17 protein-coding genes are annotated in these 20,361 nt (G+C 70.4%); 5 read left to right on the top strand and 12 right to left on the bottom strand.

Going from position 1 to position 20,361, the window contains the following annotated elements; genetic code table 11:
- Positions 1–3 precede the first annotated feature (3 nt).
- Entirely contained in the window at positions 4–774 is a 771-nt protein-coding gene (locus BO221_RS48360) for a 1-acyl-sn-glycerol-3-phosphate acyltransferase (RefSeq protein ID WP_073567729.1), read from the bottom strand.
- 190 nt (positions 775–964) lie between these two features.
- Between BO221_RS48360 and BO221_RS48355 the strand changes: the two genes are divergently transcribed.
- Positions 965–1,813: an Ig-like domain-containing protein gene (locus tag BO221_RS48355; protein ID WP_073567728.1), complete on the top strand. Its 849-nt coding sequence runs from the start codon at positions 965–967 to the stop codon at positions 1,811–1,813.
- A gap of 52 nt (positions 1,814–1,865) precedes the next feature.
- On the opposite strand, the gene BO221_RS48350 is transcribed toward BO221_RS48355, so the two are convergent.
- The 7 genes from BO221_RS48350 to BO221_RS48320 all read right to left on the bottom strand — a co-directional run bounded on the left by BO221_RS48350 (position 1,866) and on the right by BO221_RS48320 (position 11,205).
- Positions 1,866–3,557, bottom strand: a complete 1,692-nt coding sequence (locus tag BO221_RS48350) for an OmpA family protein (RefSeq protein WP_233166597.1) — start codon at positions 3,555–3,557, stop codon at positions 1,866–1,868.
- Complete coding sequence (traA, locus tag BO221_RS48345) at positions 3,554–5,560, bottom strand: outer membrane exchange protein TraA (RefSeq protein ID WP_073567727.1); 2,007 nt, start codon at positions 5,558–5,560, stop codon at positions 3,554–3,556. Before traA ends, BO221_RS48350 begins: the two co-directional genes overlap by 4 nt.
- Before the next feature lie 140 nt (positions 5,561–5,700).
- Complete coding sequence (locus BO221_RS48340; protein ID WP_043412376.1) at positions 5,701–6,063, bottom strand: helix-turn-helix domain-containing protein; 363 nt, start codon at positions 6,061–6,063, stop codon at positions 5,701–5,703.
- A gap of 272 nt (positions 6,064–6,335) precedes the next feature.
- Positions 6,336–8,078, bottom strand: coding sequence for a GTPase (locus BO221_RS48335; protein WP_073567726.1), 1,743 nt, complete (start codon positions 8,076–8,078; stop codon positions 6,336–6,338).
- 97 nt (positions 8,079–8,175) lie between these two features.
- Entirely contained in the window at positions 8,176–8,388 is a 213-nt protein-coding gene (locus BO221_RS48330) for a hypothetical protein (protein WP_073567725.1), read from the bottom strand.
- 147 nt (positions 8,389–8,535) lie between these two features.
- Positions 8,536–9,837, bottom strand: a complete 1,302-nt coding sequence (locus tag BO221_RS48325) for a serine/threonine-protein kinase (RefSeq protein ID WP_073567724.1) — start codon at positions 9,835–9,837, stop codon at positions 8,536–8,538.
- Between the two features lie 3 nt (positions 9,838–9,840).
- Positions 9,841–11,205: a sigma-54 dependent transcriptional regulator gene (locus BO221_RS48320; RefSeq protein WP_073567723.1), complete on the bottom strand. Its 1,365-nt coding sequence runs from the start codon at positions 11,203–11,205 to the stop codon at positions 9,841–9,843.
- Positions 11,206–11,287: 82 nt separating this feature from the next.
- Between BO221_RS48320 and BO221_RS56870 the strand changes: the two genes are divergently transcribed.
- Together BO221_RS56870 and BO221_RS48315 are read left to right on the top strand one after the other, a co-directional pair.
- Positions 11,288–11,485, top strand: coding sequence for a hypothetical protein (locus BO221_RS56870; protein ID WP_083682619.1), 198 nt, complete (start codon positions 11,288–11,290; stop codon positions 11,483–11,485).
- Positions 11,486–11,500: 15 nt separating this feature from the next.
- Complete coding sequence (locus tag BO221_RS48315) at positions 11,501–12,637, top strand: tetratricopeptide repeat protein (RefSeq protein WP_083682617.1); 1,137 nt, start codon at positions 11,501–11,503, stop codon at positions 12,635–12,637.
- A 16-nt stretch (positions 12,638–12,653) separates the two neighbouring features.
- On the opposite strand, the gene BO221_RS48310 is transcribed toward BO221_RS48315, so the two are convergent.
- The 4 genes from BO221_RS48310 to BO221_RS48295 all read right to left on the bottom strand — a co-directional run bounded on the left by BO221_RS48310 (position 12,654) and on the right by BO221_RS48295 (position 17,106).
- A complete protein-coding gene (locus BO221_RS48310; RefSeq protein WP_143196127.1) occupies positions 12,654–14,030 on the bottom strand; it encodes a DUF1444 family protein in 1,377 nt (458 codons plus the stop codon).
- Positions 14,027–15,205, bottom strand: a complete 1,179-nt coding sequence (locus tag BO221_RS48305; RefSeq protein ID WP_073567721.1) for a metallophosphoesterase — start codon at positions 15,203–15,205, stop codon at positions 14,027–14,029. Before BO221_RS48305 ends, BO221_RS48310 begins: the two co-directional genes overlap by 4 nt.
- Positions 15,206–15,255: 50 nt before the next feature.
- Entirely contained in the window at positions 15,256–16,347 is a 1,092-nt protein-coding gene (locus BO221_RS48300) for a helix-turn-helix transcriptional regulator (RefSeq protein ID WP_233166596.1), read from the bottom strand.
- 210 nt (positions 16,348–16,557) lie between these two features.
- Entirely contained in the window at positions 16,558–17,106 is a 549-nt protein-coding gene (locus BO221_RS48295; RefSeq protein ID WP_073567719.1) for a hypothetical protein, read from the bottom strand.
- Positions 17,107–17,306: 200 nt separating this feature from the next.
- Here BO221_RS48295 and BO221_RS48290 point away from each other — a divergent pair, with 200 nt between their 5' ends.
- Both BO221_RS48290 and BO221_RS48285 read left to right on the top strand, forming a co-directional pair.
- Positions 17,307–17,723: a hypothetical protein gene (locus BO221_RS48290; protein WP_073567718.1), complete on the top strand. Its 417-nt coding sequence runs from the start codon at positions 17,307–17,309 to the stop codon at positions 17,721–17,723.
- 16 nt (positions 17,724–17,739) lie between these two features.
- On the top strand, positions 17,740–20,277 hold the full coding sequence (locus BO221_RS48285; protein ID WP_073567717.1) for a putative metal-binding motif-containing protein: 2,538 nt from the start codon (positions 17,740–17,742) through the stop codon (positions 20,275–20,277).
- Positions 20,278–20,361 lie beyond the last annotated feature (84 nt).

Here is a 20,361-nt window from a genome sequence, read left to right as displayed (position 1 = left end):
GGCTCAGCGGCCGGGCTCGGAGGGAACGTGCGTCGCCGGGGGCCTCGCCACGGGGGCCGCGTCCTTGGCCTCGGGGGCGGAGCCGGCGTAGACGCCGCGGTACTCCGGGGGAAGCAATCCGGCCACGCGCCGCATCATCGCGTCGGTGAGGGCCTGGCGCGGGTCCTCGGCGCCGGTGGCCTCGGCCTCGAGCTCGTCCAGGAGGAAGGGCCTGCCGAAGTGGACGGTGAGGTGGGCGCGGCGCACCTGCTCCCGGCCCATGTCCCGGTCATCGATGGGCATGAACTTTTCCGTCCCGGTGAGGGCGACGGGGACGATGGGGACACCGGCCCGGCGGGCGATGAGGGAGGCGCCCTTCTTGGCCTGGGTGAGGGCGCCCGTCCGGCTGCGGCCGCCCTCGGGGAAGATGAGGACGGAGTGGCCCTCCTTGAGCGTCTCCACGGCGCGCTTGATGGGCTCGATGTCCGAGGAGTTGGGGCGGATGAAGATGGTGTCCACGGCCTCGGTGCCGAGCCGGGTCATCACGGTGCCCTGCAGTTTGATACCGGCCAGGAAGTACACCTTCCGGGGCCGCAGGGCCCGGTCGAGCGTGAAGCCATCCGCGTTGGACAGATGGTTGCAGATGAAAAGGCTGGGCTGGGAGGGGAGGTTCTCCCGTCCGAGGACCTCCTCGGTGGTGCGGAGGTGCCAGACGGTGTCCATCAGTGCGCGCACGGCGGCCCGGCGAGGGCGTGCCGGCAGGACGGAAAGCAGCGCGAAGACGTTGTGGATCAAGGCCGGTGTCCCCCCTGGCTCGAACCTCCTCGTGCATGATGTGCATTCCAGCGTCGGCTACCCGGCGAAAAGGGCAGCCGAGCGGACGGGCGCACTTGCAAATCATTGCGGACTGGCCGTATCGAAATACAGTCATGCGCGCCGTTGTTCGAGTGGCACGCTCGTACGCCCGCAGGCCCCCCTTACTGCCTTGAAGACCTCGACGTTCGCCCGCTCGCTGCTCTTGTCGTCGGCCCTGCTGCTCGGCGCCTGCCGTTCCGCGCCCGAGTCGCTCACCCTCGCCATGCCGGAGGACCGGCCGCTGCATGCCCATGGGGAATCCGTGGTGCTGCAGGCGGTCGCGCTCGATGGGAATGGCCAACCCGTGGAGGACCCGAAGCTCAGGTGGGTGAGCTCGGCGCCGGAGGTGGCCTCGGTGGAGAACGGGGTGGTGGTGGCGCGCAAGTCCGGCAAGGCGAAGATCTCCGCCGCGGCTGGAAAGGCCCGGGCCTCGGTGGAGGTGCAGGTGTCCATCCCGAGCCTGGTGGACATCCGGGTGGATGGGGCGGACTTCCTGCTGGCGGGCAACTCCATCGCCATCTCCGCGGTGGTGAAGAACGAGCTGGGCAAGCCGCTGGTGGACGTGCCGCCGCAGTGGACGACCAGCGATCCCACGGTGGCGCGGGTGGAGAAGGGGCGGCTGATGGGCGTGGCGCCCGGGCGGGCCACCATCACGGCGACGGTGCCTCCGCTGAGCCGCAACCTGCAGGTGCAGGTGGTGCGCTCGGACTTCGCGCGGGTGGAGGTGGAGCCCACGCACCTGATCTTCGCGAAGGTGGGACAGAAGCAGCAGTTGCGCGCCAAGACGTTCAACAACCGGGGCGTGTCGCTCAGCGACGTGCCCGTCACCTGGTTCAGCTCGGACTGGTCGGTGGCGACGGTGTCGTCCACCGGGCAGGTGACGGCGGTGGGGCCGGGGCGCACGGTGGTGACGGCCACGGCTGGCAGGCGCAAGGCCGCCGCCGAGGTCGTCTTCGAGGTCAAGACGGCTCATCGCTGAGCCTCTGCCCCCGTAGTTGTCCCCTCTCCCTCTGGGAGAGGGGGCCTTCCTGCTACCGCTTGCCCTTGGCCGGAGGCAGGGTCTGCTCGGCAGCGGGGTCCGCGGGGCAGGGCGGCATCACCTTCCCTTCGGAGGGGGGCATGATGGTGAACTCGACCCGGCGGTTGAGCGCCATGTTCGACTCGGAGTCGTTGGCGGCCATCGGGCGGCTGCGGCCGAAGCCCGCCGAGCACAGGCGCTCCACGGCGATGCCGCTGTCGAGCAGGAAGTTCATCACGCTGGCGGCGCGGCGGCGCGACAGATCGTAATTGTACGCGTCCGTGGCTCGCGCGTCCGTGTGGGCCTCGACGAGCACGCGCTGGATTTCCAGGCGCTTGAGCAGCTGATCTGCCACCTCCTCGAGGATGGGGAAGGACTCGGGGAGGATGACGTCCTGGTCCGTGGCGAAGTGCACCTGGTCGAGGATGACGATCTTGTTCCCGTCGATGCGCGTGAGCGGGCAGCCCTCGCGGCCCTTCGGCCCCTGCGGGTAGGCGGGGCAACGGTCGAGCCGGTCCGCCACGCCATCCTGGTCCTGGTCCGGGTCGGGACAGCCCCCGTTGTCCTCGAGACCGGCGGAGGCAGGGCAGCGGTCGAGCCGGTCCACCACACCGTCCTTGTCCTGGTCCGTATCGGGGCAGCCCCCGTTCGCCACGGGGCCGGCGATGGTCGGGCAGCGATCTCCCTCGCCGATGACGGTGTCTTCGTCGGGGTCCACGGGCGGCTCGGGAGGATCCATGTAGCGCTTGATCGCCGCCGTCTCCGGGCCGGGAGCCCAGAGGAGGGAGGTGAAGACGCGCATGGTGGGCGCCGTCAGCGAGCAGCCGCAGCCGCCGCCACCGCCCACGGTGAGGTGGAGTCCGAGCGCGGTGTTGTACCAGCGCAGACCGACGAGCAGCTCGGCGGGAATCTGCCGGGGGTCCTCCGGGAGCTTCTGCAGGGGTGTGCTGCCGGAGAACATGCCCACGGCGTTGATGCCCCAGCCGCGGATGAGGGGGAGCTCGGCGCCGATTCCAAAGGTGGCGGAGCTGCCCCACTGCACGCCGGCGAACTCGTAGTCCGGGCGCAGCCACGTACCGGCGTTGAGGGCCACCAGGGCGCCCGATTCGAAGCGGTAGTCCAGGACGACGCCGAGGTTGCCGGAGAAATCACCGTCACCGGCGAAGGCCTCCTGGAGACCGGTGGGGAAGCCCACGCCGAAGGTGAGCGCCGCACCGAACCCCGCGTCCTCGGGCTTGTTGCGGCGCAGACCGGGGACGGCCACCTTGCCATTGAAGCGCAGGTCTCCGGGCGTGAAGGACTGGATGAAGCCCTCGGTGCCGATGGCCTCCAGGTTGTCTCCGGCCTGGGCGAGCACGAGGGGCATGTCCACGCCGATCTCGGCCCAGCCGAAGAGTCCCACGGTGGCCATGACATCGAGCTGGAGGCGGTTGCCCACCACGCTCACGGCCTTGGAGTGGGTGCCCGCGGTGACCAGCGTCAGCGGATCCAACGCGAGGTTGAAGAAGGCGCCGCCGGAGACGGCGATGCTCTTGTCCAACTCCGTATCCCCCATCGGGCGGGACTGGGTGACGATGACCAGGTCCCGGGGCGCGCCGACGGGGCGGAAGGCCTGCACGTCGAAGCGGGAGTCCTGGGCGGATGCGGGCCCGGAGGCGGCGAGCCCCAGGGCGAGTCCGAAGGCGATGGGGGTGAAGCGCTTCACGCGGAGCCTCGCGGGCGGAGGGCGAGGAAGGCGGCCAGGAGGAACAGCAGGGCGAGGCCACCGGGGGTGCTGTCGGCGGTGGTGCCGCAGCAGAAGCCGCCACCCTGGGGCTCGGTGCCGGGCATGCGCCGGCCGCGCTCACACTGCTGGGTGTTGGCCGAGCAGTGCTGGACGCCGAGGCAGTCGTCGCTGTCGTTGCAGGAGGTGGTGCAGACGTTGAGGGCGGTGTCGCAGGTACCGCCGCAGGGGCAGTGGGCGTCGGCGAAGCACTGGACGCAGGCGTCGCCGTAGCACACGGTGTCCTCGCTGCAGCTCACCGAGCAGGTGGAGGCGGAGCAGGTGTGCGTGGTGGGATCGCACGTGCCGCCCGGGCCGCAGTCGGCGTTCTCCCGGCAGCCCACGCAGGAGCTGCCCCGGCTGGTGCCGTCCGTGAGGCAGAAGGGCTGCTCGCCGGGGCAGGACTCGCAGCGCTCACCGCAGCGCTTGTCCGTGGTGCACGAGGCGCACTCGCCACTGACGCAGAACCTGCCCTCACCGCACTCGAGGTCCGAGCGGCACTCGACGCACACCTGGCCGTCCATGCAGTAGGGCCGGTCCGAGGGGCACTTGGCGCACTGGGAACCGCAGCGCTCCGAGGTGTTGCACTCGGCGATCTGCTCCACGCAGCGGCCGTTGGCGATGTCGCACTTCTTGCCGTCGGAGCAGTCCGAGTCGGTGGTGCACTCCACGCAGCTGGGCGAGGCGCCAGGGGCGGAAGCGGCGCACTTGAGACCGCCGGGGCAGCAGTTGCAGGAGGTGCCCGCGCAGCTGTCGTTGGTGGAGCAGGGCTGGCAGGTGTTGTCGGCGCAGGTTTCTCCGCGAGGGCAGTGGTCGTTGGTGACGCACTCGTGGCACTCGTTGTCGGCGCCGCAGAACTCGCCCTTGGGGCAGTGCGCGTCGGTCTTGCAGCCCCGGCACTGGTTGGTGGTCAGGTCGCAGCGGCCGTTGGGGCACTGCGAGTCATTCTCGCACTGGGCGCAGGTGAACGTGCCGTTGCGGTTGAGGCAGAGCGGGGTGGACGCACCGCACGGAGAGCAGCTCGGGCCGCAGAAGACGGAGGAGTCACAGGGAGCGCACAGCGCCGCTCCGTTGCAGTAGTAGCCCGGGCCGCACCCGTTGTTGCCGGCCGTGTTCGCGTACTGGCGATTGCACTGCTCGCACCGTGCCGGGTCCGCGTACGGCTGACGTCCACTCTCCGTCTGGTAGAAGGAGCCGTGGCTCACCAGGGTGAAGCCGTCATCCTTCAGGCTGATGGGCGGCACCTGGGTCGCCTCGTGCTCGATGTCCGTGTAGGTGCCGACGAACATGGACATCTCGAGGGCGGAATCACCCCCCAGCGCCGCGTAGAGGAGCTCGACGGGATAGAGGCCGGACTTCTTGAACTCGACCCGATTGGTGGTGCGCCAGGTCGCGAAGCCCCGTTTGGGAGCCCGCTCGATGACTCGGTAACTGGCGGTCTGGTCATAGATGACGAGCGTCACCCCATCATCCGCGAAGAAGCCGAAGTGCACCGGCTGTCCCACCATCTCGGGCGTGACGTTCAGGTATCCGCGCAGACGCGTGCCGAACGCGGTGGTGGTGTCGTTGATGTAGAAGCCACACCCGCCCTCGGGGCAGCTGGTCACGGCATTGACGAAGTCGCCGAAGCTCAGCTTCTGCAGACTGCCGAGGTTGTTGTTCGACAGGTCGAACGGAGTTCGCAGCACGGTGGAGACACGCGTGCCGCTCGGGCTCTCCATGAAGGTGTTGAAGTAGTAGCCGAAGCTCGAACCATCGCTGGGAAAGTCGACGTCCGGATTCGAGGACACCTTCGATGCGGTGCAGAGCCCCGTTCCTGGCTCCCTTGGCGAGGCCGCTACCGGGTCTCCGTCAATCACCACGGCGGGCAGCGGCTGCGGTTTACGGCTCTGGGCATGTGCCACCCCAGCGAGCGTCACCAGCAGTGCCGCCACCAGGGAGGCCATTCTTCGGAAGGGATGCGCGTACACGGGGGCCAGAAGGATCCCCCGGCCTACTTCTACGGTCAAGTTAAGGCCGGGGTTCACTGTAAAGGGGGGGACTCGACTCTACCCCGGCTCCCGGTAGGCCTCCAGCGGCGGGTGGCCTACTCCTTCTTGAGCGCCACCGCGAGCCGCCCCAGCAGCTTGATCTGCCCGGAGTCGAGCTGACGCAGCACGCGCAGCACCGCCCTCACCTCGGGCTTCTCTCCCTGCTCGCTCGGCGGGTCGGCGAGCCGCAACGAACCATCCGGCCCGGCCAGTCCCAACAACTCGTCCGCCGAAATTCTCAACGCGCGGCACAGCCGCAACAGCGTCGGAACGCTCGGCACCATGCCGCCGCGCTCGATACGGCCGTACACCTCGGTCACCAGGTCGACCATCTCCGCTACATCCGCCTGGGTGAGCTGCGCACGCAGCCGGGCCGTACGGGCGGCCTCCCCAATCGTCTTCGCTAGTTTCTTGTCCATACCTGAACCCACCCTACAGTGTAGGCAAGGCGGAATACGACGCATCAGGTTGTCGGAACAGGACTGTAAAGGTCACTTCTTCAACCCTATTTTTGAAGTCACCCTGTTCTGTCCTGCTTCCCGCGAAGGCTGGAACATGCCGCCTTCCGCTCCTGTGACCAACCCCGTCTTCACTCGGGAAAACCCATGTGCGAAGTGCTCCCACCCACCTCTTGTGGTCCGCGTGTCGCGGTTGGACACAGAATGACGGAGGGGTCTGACACGACGGGTCCTCAAGAGGAGATCCGGCAGGTCGTCTCGGACAAGGTGGCGGTGGTGCGCGCCCAGTCGGAAACCTGGGTGTCCAGGTGCTCGAGGAGCCCGGAGAAGAAGCGCCGTTCCAGGGCCTGGGCGAGGGTGGCGCCATGGGCGTCGGCCCACTTCTGGGTGAGGCGCTCGCGGATGTCCGCGCCCAGCGCGTCCACGAAGCGCTCCAGCAGGGGCGTGGACAGGAGCGTTCCGGCCCAGATGACGGCGTCATGGCCGAGGCCGCCGGTGGCCACCGTCACCACCGCGGCGGCCCCCGAGGGCACCGAGTAGACGAGCGTGGTGAGCGTCTGCAGCACCTCCTCGCGCAGGCCGCCCTGCAACTCGGTGCCCACCAGTCCCCGGCAGAAGGCGTAGAGGCTCTCGCGGTCGGCGGTATGGGCCTGAATCGCCTCGAAGCCCAGGGGCTCCTCCAGGCGGGCCAGGGTGGGCGGACCGAAGGACTCGGAGAGCAGCTCGCGCGTCCGGGCGTCTCCGTGCCAGGCGGCCACCTCGGGGGCGAAGAGCTCCACCAGCCGCCGCACCCCATCGCGCAAGGTGTCCTCGGTGAGCTGGCCCGCGGGGGCCGGGGTGGGCTCGGGGCCCGTGAAGGAACGGCGCACCTGGCGCGAGAGGAAGGTGAGGGCGGTGGCCAGTCCCCGGAAGGGCAGGCGCACGTAGCGGTGGAAGGCGCTGCGCGCGTCCAGCTCGTCGCGGAAGGCCTCCACCAGCACGTCCGCGGGCACCGCCTTGAGGGCCGCGTGACGGCCCACTCCGAGCAGCTCGTGGCGCAGCCGCTGGCGCAGCCGCTCCGGTTCATGGGCGGCGGTAGTGGCGGCCCGGGCCAGTTGCTCCATCTCCGCGCGCGCGTCCCGCAGCGAGGCGGCCAGGGCCCGGGCCTTGAGGGCGTGGGCGTGCTCGGCCTCGCCCAGCAGCGCGGTGAGCGCGGGGGCCGCGTCCAGCGGGTTCGTGGCGAGCGGCTTCTCCCCGGCCTCCACCTCCGGTTGGTGAGGGGCGAGGTAGCGCGCCAGCGGCGGGTGGCCCACGTCCGAGGCCAGCTTCTCCAGGTGTCCGCGCGCCACCTCCTCGCGCGTGGCCTCGTTGTAGACGAGGAGGTAGGGGCGCCCGTGGCCCACGGCGGCGCGCAGGAAGTCCACCAGCGCGGCGTTCTGGTACGTCTGCCGGCTCACGACGAAGACGAGCACGTCCACGGTGACGAGCAGGGCCTCGGCGCGCTCGCGGTTGTCGCGGTAGACGCTGTCGAAGTCCGGCGTGTCCATCACCACCAGGCCCCGGGGCACGGCCTCGGCGAGCACGAGGTAGAGGCGCCCGGCGGGTCCCGCCTGGTCCACCGGCGCGGCTTCGCCCGAGGCCACGGGGATGATGTCGTAGCGGCTCGTGAGGAAGTCCTTGAGCGAGCCCGTCCAGGTGTCCGGGTGCGCGGCGGCGAGGCACTGCTTGGTGAGGCCTCCCTCGGGGCGGGCCGGGGACAGATGCGTGCCCACCAGCGAGTTGAAGAGGGTGGACTTGCCCACGTTGTTGGGCCCGGCGATGGCCACCAGCAGCAGGGGCGCATCCGCGCCGCCCAGGCGGGGCAGCAGGTCGCGCCGCAGCCGCTCGAGGAGACGGCGGGCGGTGTCCGCGTCGGCGGCCTCGGGGAAGCGCTCGGGGGGCGGGAGGGCGTCGCGGGCGGACTCGAGGGCGGTGCGCAGGTGGGCGAGGTCGTTCATCCAGGGGCCGGAAGACAGCACGTGGCGGGCCGGATGCCCACGGAAGACGTGCCGGGTCTGTCGGCCCTGGACGAATGTGACCCGAGTCACCCGAAGGTCAGGGGTTCTTGGTGGCAGGGGGCGTGCCCACCGCGTCCAGCCGTGGCGTCGTCTTCGCCATGTGCCGCACATCGCGCTCGAGCTGCTTCTGGATGCGCGCGGACTGGGCCCGGAGCAGGCGGATCTCCCGGGCCGCCTCGTCCTCCCGCGCGGCGTGGGCGCTCGGGGCGAAGGTGAGGGACATGAGCACGGCCAGGACGATGCGATTCATGGGGAGCGGTATTGCGACGCGCGTGCCAGGTCTCCTCCCCTCGGAAGGGAGCTCAACGGAGGGGGAGACGTTGTGGCGTTCCGCCGCGGTGCGGGCCCACGGAGGGGGGGTGCGGCATTTGGGGACTGTGGCGATCCGCCACAGGGCTCAACGGCGCGAGCGCAGTGCCCGGCCCACCTTCCGGGCGAGGTCCGTGGGGTCCAGGGGGAGCGGCACGTAGTCGTATACGCCGCTCGCGACGGCGCGGGACATCAACGAGAAGTCCTCTCCGCTCCCGCAGAGCAGCACGGGCGGCGCGTGGGGCCGTGTGGAGAGGGTGCTCGCCAGTGCCAGGGCCTCCTCCTGGGCCTGGCCGCTCCGGGGCACCACCACCACGGCGTGGAGGCCCTCGAGGGAGTCTCCCTCGCGGCAGGGCACCACCCGGTAACCGGCCACCGCCAGCGCGGTGCCGATGCCGAGGGAGTGGCCGGGGCCGTCCGGCTCGATGACACCCACGGGCCGCGCGAGGACCTCGGGCGCCGGTGTGGGCGGTGGGGAAGGCGGAGGCTGCATGCGCTCCTGCTTCTTGCCCTCGCCGCGCGGGGGAGGGGGAGCCAGGGACTCGCGAAGCCGGGCGGCCAGCTCCCGCGCGCTCGCCGGGCGCTGGGCCTTCGACTTGGAGAGGCACGCGAGCACCAGCGTCTCCAGCGCCTCGGGAACGTCTCGCTCCGGCCGCAGCTGGCGCACGGGAGGCGGCGGGCGGTAGAGGTGGCCGCTCATCACCTCCACGGCGGGCGACTCTCCGAAGGGAGGCTGGCCCACGAGCAGCTCGTGCAGCAGGCATCCCACGGAGTACAGGTCCGCGCGCCCATCGGGCAGCTCCCCACGGCAGTGCTCGGGAGACATGTACGCGGGCGTACCGAGCACCTGTCCGCTCCCGGTCAGCCGGGCTCCAGGCTCCTCGTGCACGAGCGCGGCCAGCCCGAAATCGAGCACCTTCACCGCCGGGGCGGACAGCTCGCCCACCAGCATCACGTTGGAGGGCTTGAGGTCGCGGTGCACCATGCCCAGGCCGTGCGCGGCCTCCAGCACCTCCAGCATCTGCGCGGCGAGCTCCACCGCGGTCTTCACCTCCAGCTGGCCGTGGGCCTCCAGCACCTCGTCGAGCGGGATGCCGAACACCCGCTCCATGGCGAGGTAGAGCACCTCCCCGTCGGCGCCGTGGTCGAAGAGGTGCACCGCGCCCGGGTGTTTCAGCCGGGCCATGAGCTGCGCCTCGCGCTGGAAGCGGGCAACGGCGCCGGGGGTCTTCGCCACATGCGGGTGCAGCACCTTCAGGGCCACATAGCGCTCGAGGCCCAGCTGCTCGGCCTCGTATACCGTGCCCATGGCGCCGTGGCCGAGCGTCCCCGTCACCTGGTAGCGCCCGGCCACCACCCGGCCCCGCCAGGCGTCCCCCGTCCCCGCCATGGGCTACTCCCCCGAGCCCTTGATGCGGTCCAGCTTGCGGTAGAGCGTCTTGCGGTCCAGCCCCAGAATCTGCGCGGCGAGCGACTTGTTGCCCTTCACCTCCTCCATGACGCGGAGGATGTAGCGGCGCTCGACCTCTTCCAGCGTGGTGAGCTCCGAGGGGTCTCCGCTGGCCACCACCACGTGCGAGGCGCGGTAGGCGCGAATCTTCTCCGGCAGATCCTCCACCGTGAGCCGCTCGGTGACGGTGACGGCCACCGCGCGCTCGATGCAGTTGCGCAGCTCGCGCACGTTGCCGGGCCAGCTGTAGCTCATCAACCGCTCGGCCACGGCCTCGTTGAGACCCGTCACCCGCTTGTTGGCCCGGGCGGCGAAGTGCTCGATGAAGTGCTGGGCCAGCAGCAGGATGTCCCCTCCGCGCGCGCGCAGTTGCGGCAGCTCCATCTGCACCACGTTGAGGCGGTAGTAGAGGTCCTCGCGGAAGCGGGTCTCCTCCACCATGCCCTCCAGGTCGCGGTTGGTGGCGGCCACCAGGCGCACGTCGAAGGACACCTCGTGGTCCCCGCCCACCGGGCGCATCACCCGCTCCTGCAGGGCGCGCAGCAGCTTGGGCTGCAGGCCCAGGGGCATCTCCCCCACCTCGTCCAGGAAGAGCGTGCCGCCGTTGGCCTGCACGAAGAGGCCCGAGCGCGCCGCCTTGGCGTCCGTGAAGGCCCCCTTGGCGTGGCCGAACAGCTCGCTCTCCAGCAGGGCCTCGGGCATGGCCGCGCAGTTGACGGCCACGAAGGGCCCCGAGGCACGCCGGCTCTTCTCGTGGAGCGCCCGGGCCACCAGCTCCTTGCCCGTGCCGCTCTCGCCGTTGATGAGCACCGTGGCGTCCGAGTCCGCCACGCGGGTGAGCAGCTCATACACCTTGCGCATCGGCGGGCTGGAGCCGAGCAGTCCGCCCAGCCGCTGCGACTCGGTGACGACCTTCTTCAGGCGCACCACCTCGCCCTTGAGGTGGTGGTGCTGCACGGCGCGGGCGAGCGTCAGCGCCAGCGCCTCCAGGTCCACCGGCTTGGTGATGAAGTCGTAGGCACCCGCCCGGATGGCGGCCACGGCCGTTTCCATGCTGCCAAAGGCCGTCAACACCACCACCGGCAACTCCGGCAGATTGGCCACCACGCGCTCGCACAACTCCGTGCCGCTCAGCCCCTGCATGTTCAGGTCCGTGAGGACCACGTCGAAGGGCTGCTCCATCAACAGCGGCAGGGCCGCGTGGGGATCGCTCAGCGGGGTGACGGTGAAGCCGCGCCGGGTGAGGCGGTTCTGGAGCATCTCCAGCATGCTCGGGTCATCGTCGATGAGAAGGACTCGGCCGCTCATCGGGGCACCATATCCCACTCCCGACACCGCCGAGGCGCCTTGCTTTCTCCCCTGCCCGCCCCCGGAGTAGGGTACCGGGCTCATGAGAACGCACCTCTCCAGCCTGCTCGTGGTGGGCCTGCTGGCCTGCTCCGCTGCACGCACCTCGGCCGTGTCCGAGCCCGCGGCGTCGCATGCCCGGGCCCCCCTGCCGTTCATCGAGGATGACTACCCGCGCGCCCTGTCGGAGGCGAAGTCGAGGGGATTGCCCCTCTTCGTCGATACCTGGGCCCCGTGGTGACACACGTGCCGCTCGATGCGCGCCTTCGTCTTCACGGATGAAGCGCTCTCGCGGCACGCCGGACGGTTCGTCTGGCTCGAGATCAACACGGATGTTCCCGGTAACGCGCTGTTCCAGGAGAAATACCCGGTAGAGAACTGGCCCACCCTCTTCATCATCGATCCGAGGGAGGAGAAGGCCCTCGTGCGCTTCGCGGGCAGTGCCACCGTCCCGCAGCTCGAGAAGCTCTTCGAGGACGGCGAGCGGGCGTACCGAGGCGTCGCCCAGGGTCCCGAGGCGCTGCTGGCTCGCGGCGATGCCCTCTATGGTGAGGGCAAGGCCGCCGAGGCGGCGGACGTGCTCGCCCAGGCGCTGGCCGAGGCTCCGGCGGACTGGTCCCGCCGTGGCCGTGCGCTGGAGTCCACCCTCGTGGCCCAGTACGGCGCCAGCCGGTACGCGGCGTGTGCCCGGACGGCACTGGCGGAGCTCCCCAAGCTGCAGCACTCGGCCTCGTGGGCGAATGCGGCGGCGCTCGGGCTCTCCTGCGCGCTGCAACTGCCGGAGGGCACCGCGGACGCTCCGTCGCTGAGGGACTCGTTGGAGGCGAAGGCCCGTGAGGCGCTCTCGCCGGACATCGTCATGCCGGGGGATGACCGCTCGGGCGTGTACGACGTGCTGGTGCAGGCCCGCATGAAGGCGAAGGACGAGGCCGGCGGGAAGGCGCTCGCCGAGCAGTGGCTCACCTTCCTCGAGGGCGAAGCGGCCAAGGCCCCGACGCCCGAGCAACGCACGGTGTTCGACTCGCACCGCATCGGCGCCGCGTTGTTGCTGGGGGACCCGATGCGGGTGGTGCCAGCCATCGAGCAGAGCGAGAAGGACCTGCCGGACGACTACAACCCGCCCGCGCGCCTGGCCAACCTCTACCGGCGGCTGGGCCGGCTGGATGATGCACTGGCCGCGAGCACCCGGGCGCTGTCGAAGGTGCAGGGCGGCCGGCGGTTGCGCGTCCTCTCGGAGCGGGCGGACATCTACGTCGCCCGGGGTGAGAAGGACGCGGCCGTGCGTACCCTGGAGGAGGCGCTCGCCTACGCGAAGACGCTCTCCGGGGCGCAGGCCTCGCCGCGCATGGTGGACGCCCTGGAGAAGAAGCTGGCGGCCACGAAGGCGAAGTGAGGAGACGGGCCCGTGCTCAGGGCCCGTCTTCGTCGAACAGGTCGCCCGGGTCGTTCTGCCACCGGGCGAGCTGTTCCAGGGTGGGGAAGCCCGTCACCCGGTAGCGCTCGGGGTACAGCCCCTCCACCGGCGCGAGCAACTGCCCGGCCACCCGCGATACCTCCTCCCACCGCGCGATGCCCACCGGCGGGGCCTCCGGGCCGAGCGCCGGGTCCATGAAGAAGATGACCTCGGCGCGCGGAAGGACGGCGTCCACGCCCTTGAGCCAGACGGCGTAGCTGAGGCTGCGCCCGCGCTCGTCCTGGTAAGGGGTGAAGGCGGCCACGAAGAGGTCCACGCCCTTCTCCTCGTAGAACTTCTCCAGTTGCTGCGTCTGCTCGTCGTAGTCGCGGGCCCGGGTGAAGAGCTCCAGCTTGCGGAAGTCCCCCCAGGCGTTGCTGAGCCGCTCCGGCATGAAGGGCACCCAGCCCGCGGGCGTGAGGCGCATGGCCCGGCCATCCAGCGCGCGCGGGGCCATCACCGCCTTCAGGGTCAGGGCGGCCACCTGGTTCAGTCCGTCCTCGTCCTCGGAGCCGGTGATGAAGAGCAGGTCGCGATGGGGCACGAGCACCACCGGCGACCCCCTCACCTGGCAGCGGCGCACCACCTCGTCGAGCAGCATGCGCGAGGCCGCGTAGCTGTCCTCCCAAGGGGCCTTGCAGGTGCCGGGAGCGAGCTGCTCGAGGGGCTCGGTGCTGCGCGAGCGCAGGTTCTCCATGGCCATCCCGAGCGCCTGCTCGAAGGAGACGCCCCAGCGCGTCAGCTCGTCGGGCCCGAGGTAGCGCAGGGTGTCCGGTCCGTCGAAGGCCAGCCCCACGCCGAGAAAACCTCCCAACGGCTTCCACACGATGGGCAGCGGCTTGCCCGGTGGGCCCTGCATCACCAGCCGGAGCTGCTCGAAGAAGGTGCGGCTGCGCACCACCGGCAGCAGGTTCGGCCGGGCCTCGGCGAGCGTCGCCGGCAGGCCCGGCATGCTCCGCACGCGGGTGATTCGAGTGAAGACCTCGTCCCGCCTCTCTGGAGGCACGGCGTGGTACTCGTCGAAGAAGTTGGCCAGGAACACCGTGGTCCCGTCCTTGTCCCCCAGCCGCAGCAGGAAGCCTTCGGCGTCGTAGTGGATGGGGCGTGTCTCGCCGGAGGCGCGCAGTGCCTCCATGGCCCGCTGGGCGAAGGCATCCCGCTCCGCCTGCTCCTGCTCGGGGGAGGTCTCCTCCTGCCCCTCGGCGTGCTCCGAGAGCCGCGCCTCGGTGGCCCGTGCCTCTGGAGTGGACGCGCGCTGGGGCGCCGCGCACCCGCCCAGTGCCACGCTGCCCACGAGCGCCAGCCCCACGAGTCTCCGTGTCGTCCTCATCATCCCTGTCCTTCCTGGTGCTCGTGGCCGAGCGGCCGTGCCGGTGCGCGGGCATCGAGATCGAGGAGCTCGAAGGACTCCAGGGGCGACTCGCGCATGCCGCCGTCGGTGAAGATGAGCACCGCCTCGCCGGGACCGGTGGGCGGCGGGGTGCCGAGGCTGTACCGGAGCGAGGTGCCGTCGGTGACGAGGTGGCGCAGCACACCGTCCCGGGCGCCCTCGCGGGGCTGTGCGAGCAGCTCGCGGGTGCGCTTGTCGCGCGTGTGGCCCACCACCTGGGTGAGGCCGGGCGGGAGCTGGTGCGGGTCGAACCGGCGCCGGGGCGTGGCGGCACGGTGGGCGGCGTCCTGGGGGAGCAGGCTGGGGCGGTGGTAGAAGATGCCGCGTCCCTCGCCGTACGTGGCGCTGCCGGGTTGGTACAGCCCGGGCATGGAGAAGGGCCCCTCCTTCCAGGCCGCCACCGCGGTATCGAGCGCCCGGTTCAGCGCGTCCGCCACCGTGGGCGCGTGGGCCCATTGGGACTCGGGCAGCCCCACCACGCGCAGGTCCTCGCGCGTGACGCCCGCGTGCAGCACGAGCAGGTGTTCCGCCCCGGCGTGGGCCACCCGGAAGCGCCCGGCGCGCAGCAGGTACGCCACCCAGTCGCGTTGCACCTCGCGGAAGTTGCCGAAGTCGCGTGCCGCCAGCTCCACGTTGGGCAGCTCCGGGTAGCGGGTGAGGAAGTCGCGCTCGCGGGCCTCGTCGGTGTCCTCACCTTTATAGATGCCGTCCGCCTCCGCCTGGGCGGCGGCGAAGCGCGCGTCGGTGAAGCCGGAGAGCTCGCCCACGCGCCCCAGGTCGTGGTTGCCCAGCAGCAGCACCGCCTGGTCCGCCGGGTGCGTGGCCATCCACGCCACCAGTTGCAGCGCGCTCGTGGCCACCTCCTCTCGCTCGGCGGGCCTGCCCCAGTCGAAGTGGTCCCCCACCGAGAGGAGCTGTACCTCGGGCAGCAGCTTCCCCTCCGGGCCGAGCAGGCCATGACGGTCGAGGATGGCGAGGAAGCGGGTGAAGTCCGCCTGCGGGTCCCCGATAGCGAAACGCCGGGTGCGGCGCTGGCCATCGGGCGGTGTGGAGTGGGGACCACGGCGGACGGCCTCGGCGGCGCGGGCGAGGGCGGACTGGACGAGGGGCGTGCTCACGGCCCCATCCTAGTCCCGCCCGCGAGCCGGTGCCCGGTTGCCCGCCCCGCTCAGGAGGCCAGGAAGCACTTGGCGATGAGCGCCGAGCGGCTCTCCACCTGGGCCTTGGCGAGGATTCGGGTGACGTGCACCTCTACGGTGCGCTCCGCGCAGCCCAGGTGCAAGGCGATGGCCTTGTTGGACTCACCGCGCACGAGCCGGCCGAGCACCTCCATCTCCCGGGCCGTGAGTCCCCAGCCGGAGCTGAGCGTGTGCACGCGGGCGAGGGCCTTCTGGGGCTCGCCCTGGACGATGGCCAGGTAGTGCGCGGGGGCGCCGGTGATGCGCAACGGGGAGAAGGTCAGCTCCGTTCCTATCGGCTCGCCCCGCAGGTGCCGCTTCAGTGCCTCCGCCACCAGTCCGGAGTCCTGCTCGAGCCGGGCCCGCCCCAGGCTGTTGGCGAACGCCACGCGGCCGATGGACGTCACCACGTACGCCGCCTGGCCCAGCGCCTCCAGTGCCGCCTCGAGCGCCGCGTGGAGCATCCCCCCCTCGCGCAGCCGCGCGTCCAGCGCCAGCCTGCGCTGCAGCGAGGGAATGAGCTCGCGCAGCAGGTTCAGCTCCCGCGGATTGAAGGGCTCCGAGCGCATCGCGCCCACCCACCCCAGCAGGGCCGGTCCTTCACAGACGAGGACGCGCAGGAACATCATCCGTGCCAGTCCGTACTCCTGGAGGAATCCACCCACGGAGGCGCGCACATGGGCCTGGAGCCGCGCCTGCTCCTCCATGGGGACTCCGAGCGTCTTCCAGAGGGTGAACCGGTCGTCCCGCGGTGGAGCAGGGGAGGGCTCCTCCATCCCGGGCGCGTGGAAATGCAGCTCCCGGTTGCGCTGGGAGGGTTGGGGGTTGGCGGGGTTGAAATACCCCCAGGGATCTCTCCGCGCTCCGACGAAGCCATCCAGTGTTGCGTGGGCTACCTGAGGCTCCAGGGAGAAGCCGGAGTAATTCAGGAAGCTCAACTGGTAGCGCTCGGGCCCGATGTCCACGCCATACGCGAGGCTGCGCTCCGCGCGCAGCGCTTCCCGCAGGGCCTCCACCAGGGCGGGCAGGACGTCCACCCCCGGCTCGACAAGGTCGAGACGGGCCCGCAGGTCCTCTAACAATCGCTGATCCTGCGAATCCAATGGTTCCAAGCTAAAACGGACTATAGGCGGCTCGGCTGGAATGCCAAGGACACCTTTCAATGACGCGAAGAGTTGCACTCGCGGTGGGAGTTTCTAAGGGATTTCCCGCATGGAATTGGGACATGCAGTCGCAGGGCCACGTGACCCGGTTCCGAGGAAGAACCAGGCCGGGTCACGTGGCTCATACGGCTAGCCCGCGGTGATTTCACGCCGGATGAAACGCCGCCGGTCCGCCTCGGGGCGCGAGTACACGCCCGCCGCCGCGCCGATGAACGTGCCGAGCACGTGGAGCGCGGTCCACCGCCAGAAGCCAAGGCCATACATGAAATAGAGAAGGTCCGGCGTGTCGAAGCCGTAGAAGAAGGCAATGGTGGCTGGCACCGCCACCGATGTCAGGGCCGCCGCCACGAACGCGCGCTTCCACGTCCTGGCGAAGAAGCCTCCGAAGACGCCGCCCAGCATGCCGTTGAGGAAGGGCATCCAGAAGGTGATGAGGCTCACGAACACCATGGTGAAGGTGCCGATGACCTGGCCCCGGTTCTTGAGGACGAGGCCCTCGGTGGGCGTCTCGCGCACCAGGACCTCGCGGTAGCCGCTGTCCTGGATGTCGGGCAGGGGCTCGGCGGCGGTGGTGCGGATCTCACGGCCTCCCAGCAGACCCCGCTCGCACTGGCCGTCCTCGAGGATCTCGCGGCGCGTCCTGGGTTTGGGATTCTGGGGATCGATGAACTCGGACATGCGTGCTCTCCCGGTGGGTGGAGGCGGAAGGCTCCGCCGATGGTGCTGCCGTTGAAGATGCGGCATCCCGGGGCGGGAGACAGGGGAGGCCGCCCCATGGGAGGGCAGCCGGGCGGGCGGGCGTGACGGGACTTGGCGGCGGGAGGTTGGCCGGTATGCTGCGCCTCCCTCGTGCCCCTGTCTGGCCGGATGGAGTCTTCATGCGTTCGATGCGTTCCCTGCTGTGCGTTGCCCTGGTGTCCTTCGGTCCTCTGTCGGCCTGCGCGCTGCGCCCGTACTACCGGCAGGTCCTGCCGCCCGACATGTCCGCGATGAAGCCCGCGGCGGCCGAGGGTCAGGGCGAGGCGGTGCTGTTGCGGGTGGTGGAGCTGGGGACGGAGCGGCCCATTCCGGGCTCGCGCGTCATCCTGACCACGAACCGGGGAACACGCGTGTCGCTGGTGAGCGACCACGAGGGGCTGGTGCGGATGCCGGTGACGCCGGAGCTGCTCGCGGAGAATCCGCTGGTGGAGGTGGTGCTGCCCGCGGGAGTGCAAGGCTACGCGCTCCGGCCGGTGAAGCAGGAGCCCGAGGCCGCACCCGCGGGCGAGTCGGTGCCGCAGCCGGCCCAGGATTGATGTAGGCTCCGCGTCCATGCGTCATGCGTGGATTGCCGGATTCCTGCTGCTGCTCACCGCCTGTTCGAACAAGGTAACGGACAGCGCGGTGGCCCTCACGGTCAAGTACCCGGGCTACACCCCCCTGTGCCTTCGGGTAACCGCCCTGGATGCGGCGGCCCCGGAGCGCCGGAGCGACGAGCTCATCCTCCAATCCAAGCTGGCCACGGAGGAGGACCGGACGCTCGTCTTCGCCGTGTACCGGGAGAAGAGCTGGAGTCAGCAGCTGCAGGCCGAGGTGGCCTCCTACGACACGGCGGACTGCTCGGGCCTGGCCATCGAGACGCGCCAGCTGGCCTCGGCGGTGACGCTGCCCGCCAAGGGCTCCGTGCCGGCGGCGCTCGAACTTCTGGCGCAGGATGTGGACAAGGACGGCCATCCCGCCCGCGAGCCGGGGGACAGTGCCATCCGGGGCTCGGACTGCAACGACGGCAATGCCACCGTGCACCCCGGCGCCGCGGCGGTGTGCGACGGGCCGGCCAACCTCGCCACGGACTGGAACTGTGACGACAAGCTGGACTGCAACGGCGGAGGCTGCACGAGCGATGAGATGTGCGGCTCGGGCTTCTGCGTGGGGGGCGTCTGCTGCGACAACGCCTGTGATGCGCCGCCGTCGCAGTGTCAGGGAGTGGGGACGTGCGGCACGGGCACCTGTGTGTATCAGGTCAACCCTGGCGCTTCCTGTGATGACGGGAGCAAGTGCACCAGCGGCGATACGTGCAATGCCAGCGGGACGTGCACGGGCACGCCAGCGGTGACGTGCAACACGCCGCCGGGTCAGTGCCACGCGGCGGCGGGTACCTGTGTGCCCTCGACGGGCGCGTGCGAGTACGCGCCTCTCCCCGCCACGGCGTCCTGCGATGATGGGCTGCAGTGCACCCTCGATGACAAGTGCGATGGCAGCGGGTCGTGCACGGCGGGCCCGAGGAAGACGTGCAACACGCCACCGGGCCAGTGCCGCGAGGGGACCGGCACCTGCGAGGAGCCGACGGGCGACTGCAACTACGCGCTCAAGCCCGCGAATTCGGACTGCGAGGATGGGAACCTGTGCACCCTCGTCGACAAGTGCGATGTCAGCGGGACATGCGTGGCGGGCACGCCGAAGACGTGTGACATGCCGCCGAGTCAGTGCCACATGGGCACGTGCGAGCCCTCCTCCGGTTCGTGCAACTACTCGCCCAAGCCTCCGGCTACGGCCTGTGAGGATGGCAAGGAATGCACGTCGGACGCGTGCGATGGCATGGGGAACTGTGTCAGCACGCTCGACTGCGATCCACCGACCATCTGCAAGAAGGCCATCGAAATGTGTACCGCTGATGGCAAGTGCCAGTTCGAGGTGGACTCCACGCAGGTGGGGAAGATCTGCAGCGAGGGAGGAAGGGCGGGAACGTGCGTGGCGGATGGGGAATGCCAGCTGCTCCAGTTCAGCTACGCCGTCACGAACAACTTCGACCCGGTGGCCATCTCGTCCGCGGCCATTGCCGACCTGGACATCACGTGTGGTGCCACCTTCGACTCCTCGGGGACGCCGACGTGGACGTTCGCTCCGGGCTGCAGCTTCACGCCGCCCACGCATGTGGTGACGGGTGCCGACGTCGTGGTGATTCCGGTCCGGAACCTCACCGTGAATCAACCCCTGCGCGTGGTGGGCGCGAGGCCGGTCGTTCTGGCGGTGTATGGCGATGCCACGCTGAATGCCGATGTCCTGGCCCACTCGGCGCGCGCCGAGTCGCGGCGAGGGGCGGGGAGTGGGGTGGAGTGCACGGGACGGATGGGGGGCGCGGGAGGCCTCAGCGGTAATGATGGCGGAGGCGGAGGCGGAGGCGGCCTCGCGACGGCGGGGGGGCTGGGCGGTGCCAACGACGATAACGCCGTGCCGGGCCCGAGGGGGAGCGCTCTGTCGACGAGTGGTTTCGTTCCGCTGGTGGGAGGCTGCCAGGGTGGAACGGGCGGCGGTATCGCGGACACGACCCCGGGCGTGGGAGGTCAGGGCGGTGGGGCGTTGCAGATTTCCGTGGCAGGCACGCTGACGCTGAAGAGCGTGGTGAGCGTGAGTGGCGCTGGAGGAGGCGGTGGCGATTCCAATACCGTCCCCAACGCGGTGGGCGGTGGTGGTGGCGGTAGCGGAGGAATGCTGGTGCTCGAGGCCGGGACTCTCGTGGTCGAGGACGCCGCGCGGGTCACCGCGAATGGCGGATCGGGTGGTGAAGGCTCCGACGCCCAGGGCTCGTCGCGGTCTCCGGGCGTCGCCGGAGTGGATGGAAGTCTCGTGACTGCCGCTACGGTGGCGGGCGGTGACGGCGGCGCGGCCGACGGAGGTGGGGGAGGCTTCGGTGCGGCGGGAATGTTTGGTCCTGGCGATGGTATCGCGGGGACGGGCTCTGGCGGCACGCATGGCGCCGGAGGAGGAGGAGGTGGTGCCGCCGGCCGCATGCTCCTGCGAGGCGTGTCGAGCTGCCCCTCCATTCCCACGGGAGCCGTCATCAGCCCGATGACACCACCCACCTGCCCTTGAGGGGCGGGCCGCCGCCAATCCTGGAGCGGCCCGTCCACCGGGCATATGGTGTGGAGCGTCTCCCCAAGGAACGGAGCGCTCCAC

This window comes from Archangium sp. Cb G35, assembly GCF_001896145.1.
Classification (GTDB): domain Bacteria; phylum Myxococcota; class Myxococcia; order Myxococcales; family Myxococcaceae; genus Archangium; species Archangium violaceum.
Note: the sequence above shows the minus strand (reverse complement) of the source record. Positions and strands in the feature narration are given on the sequence as shown.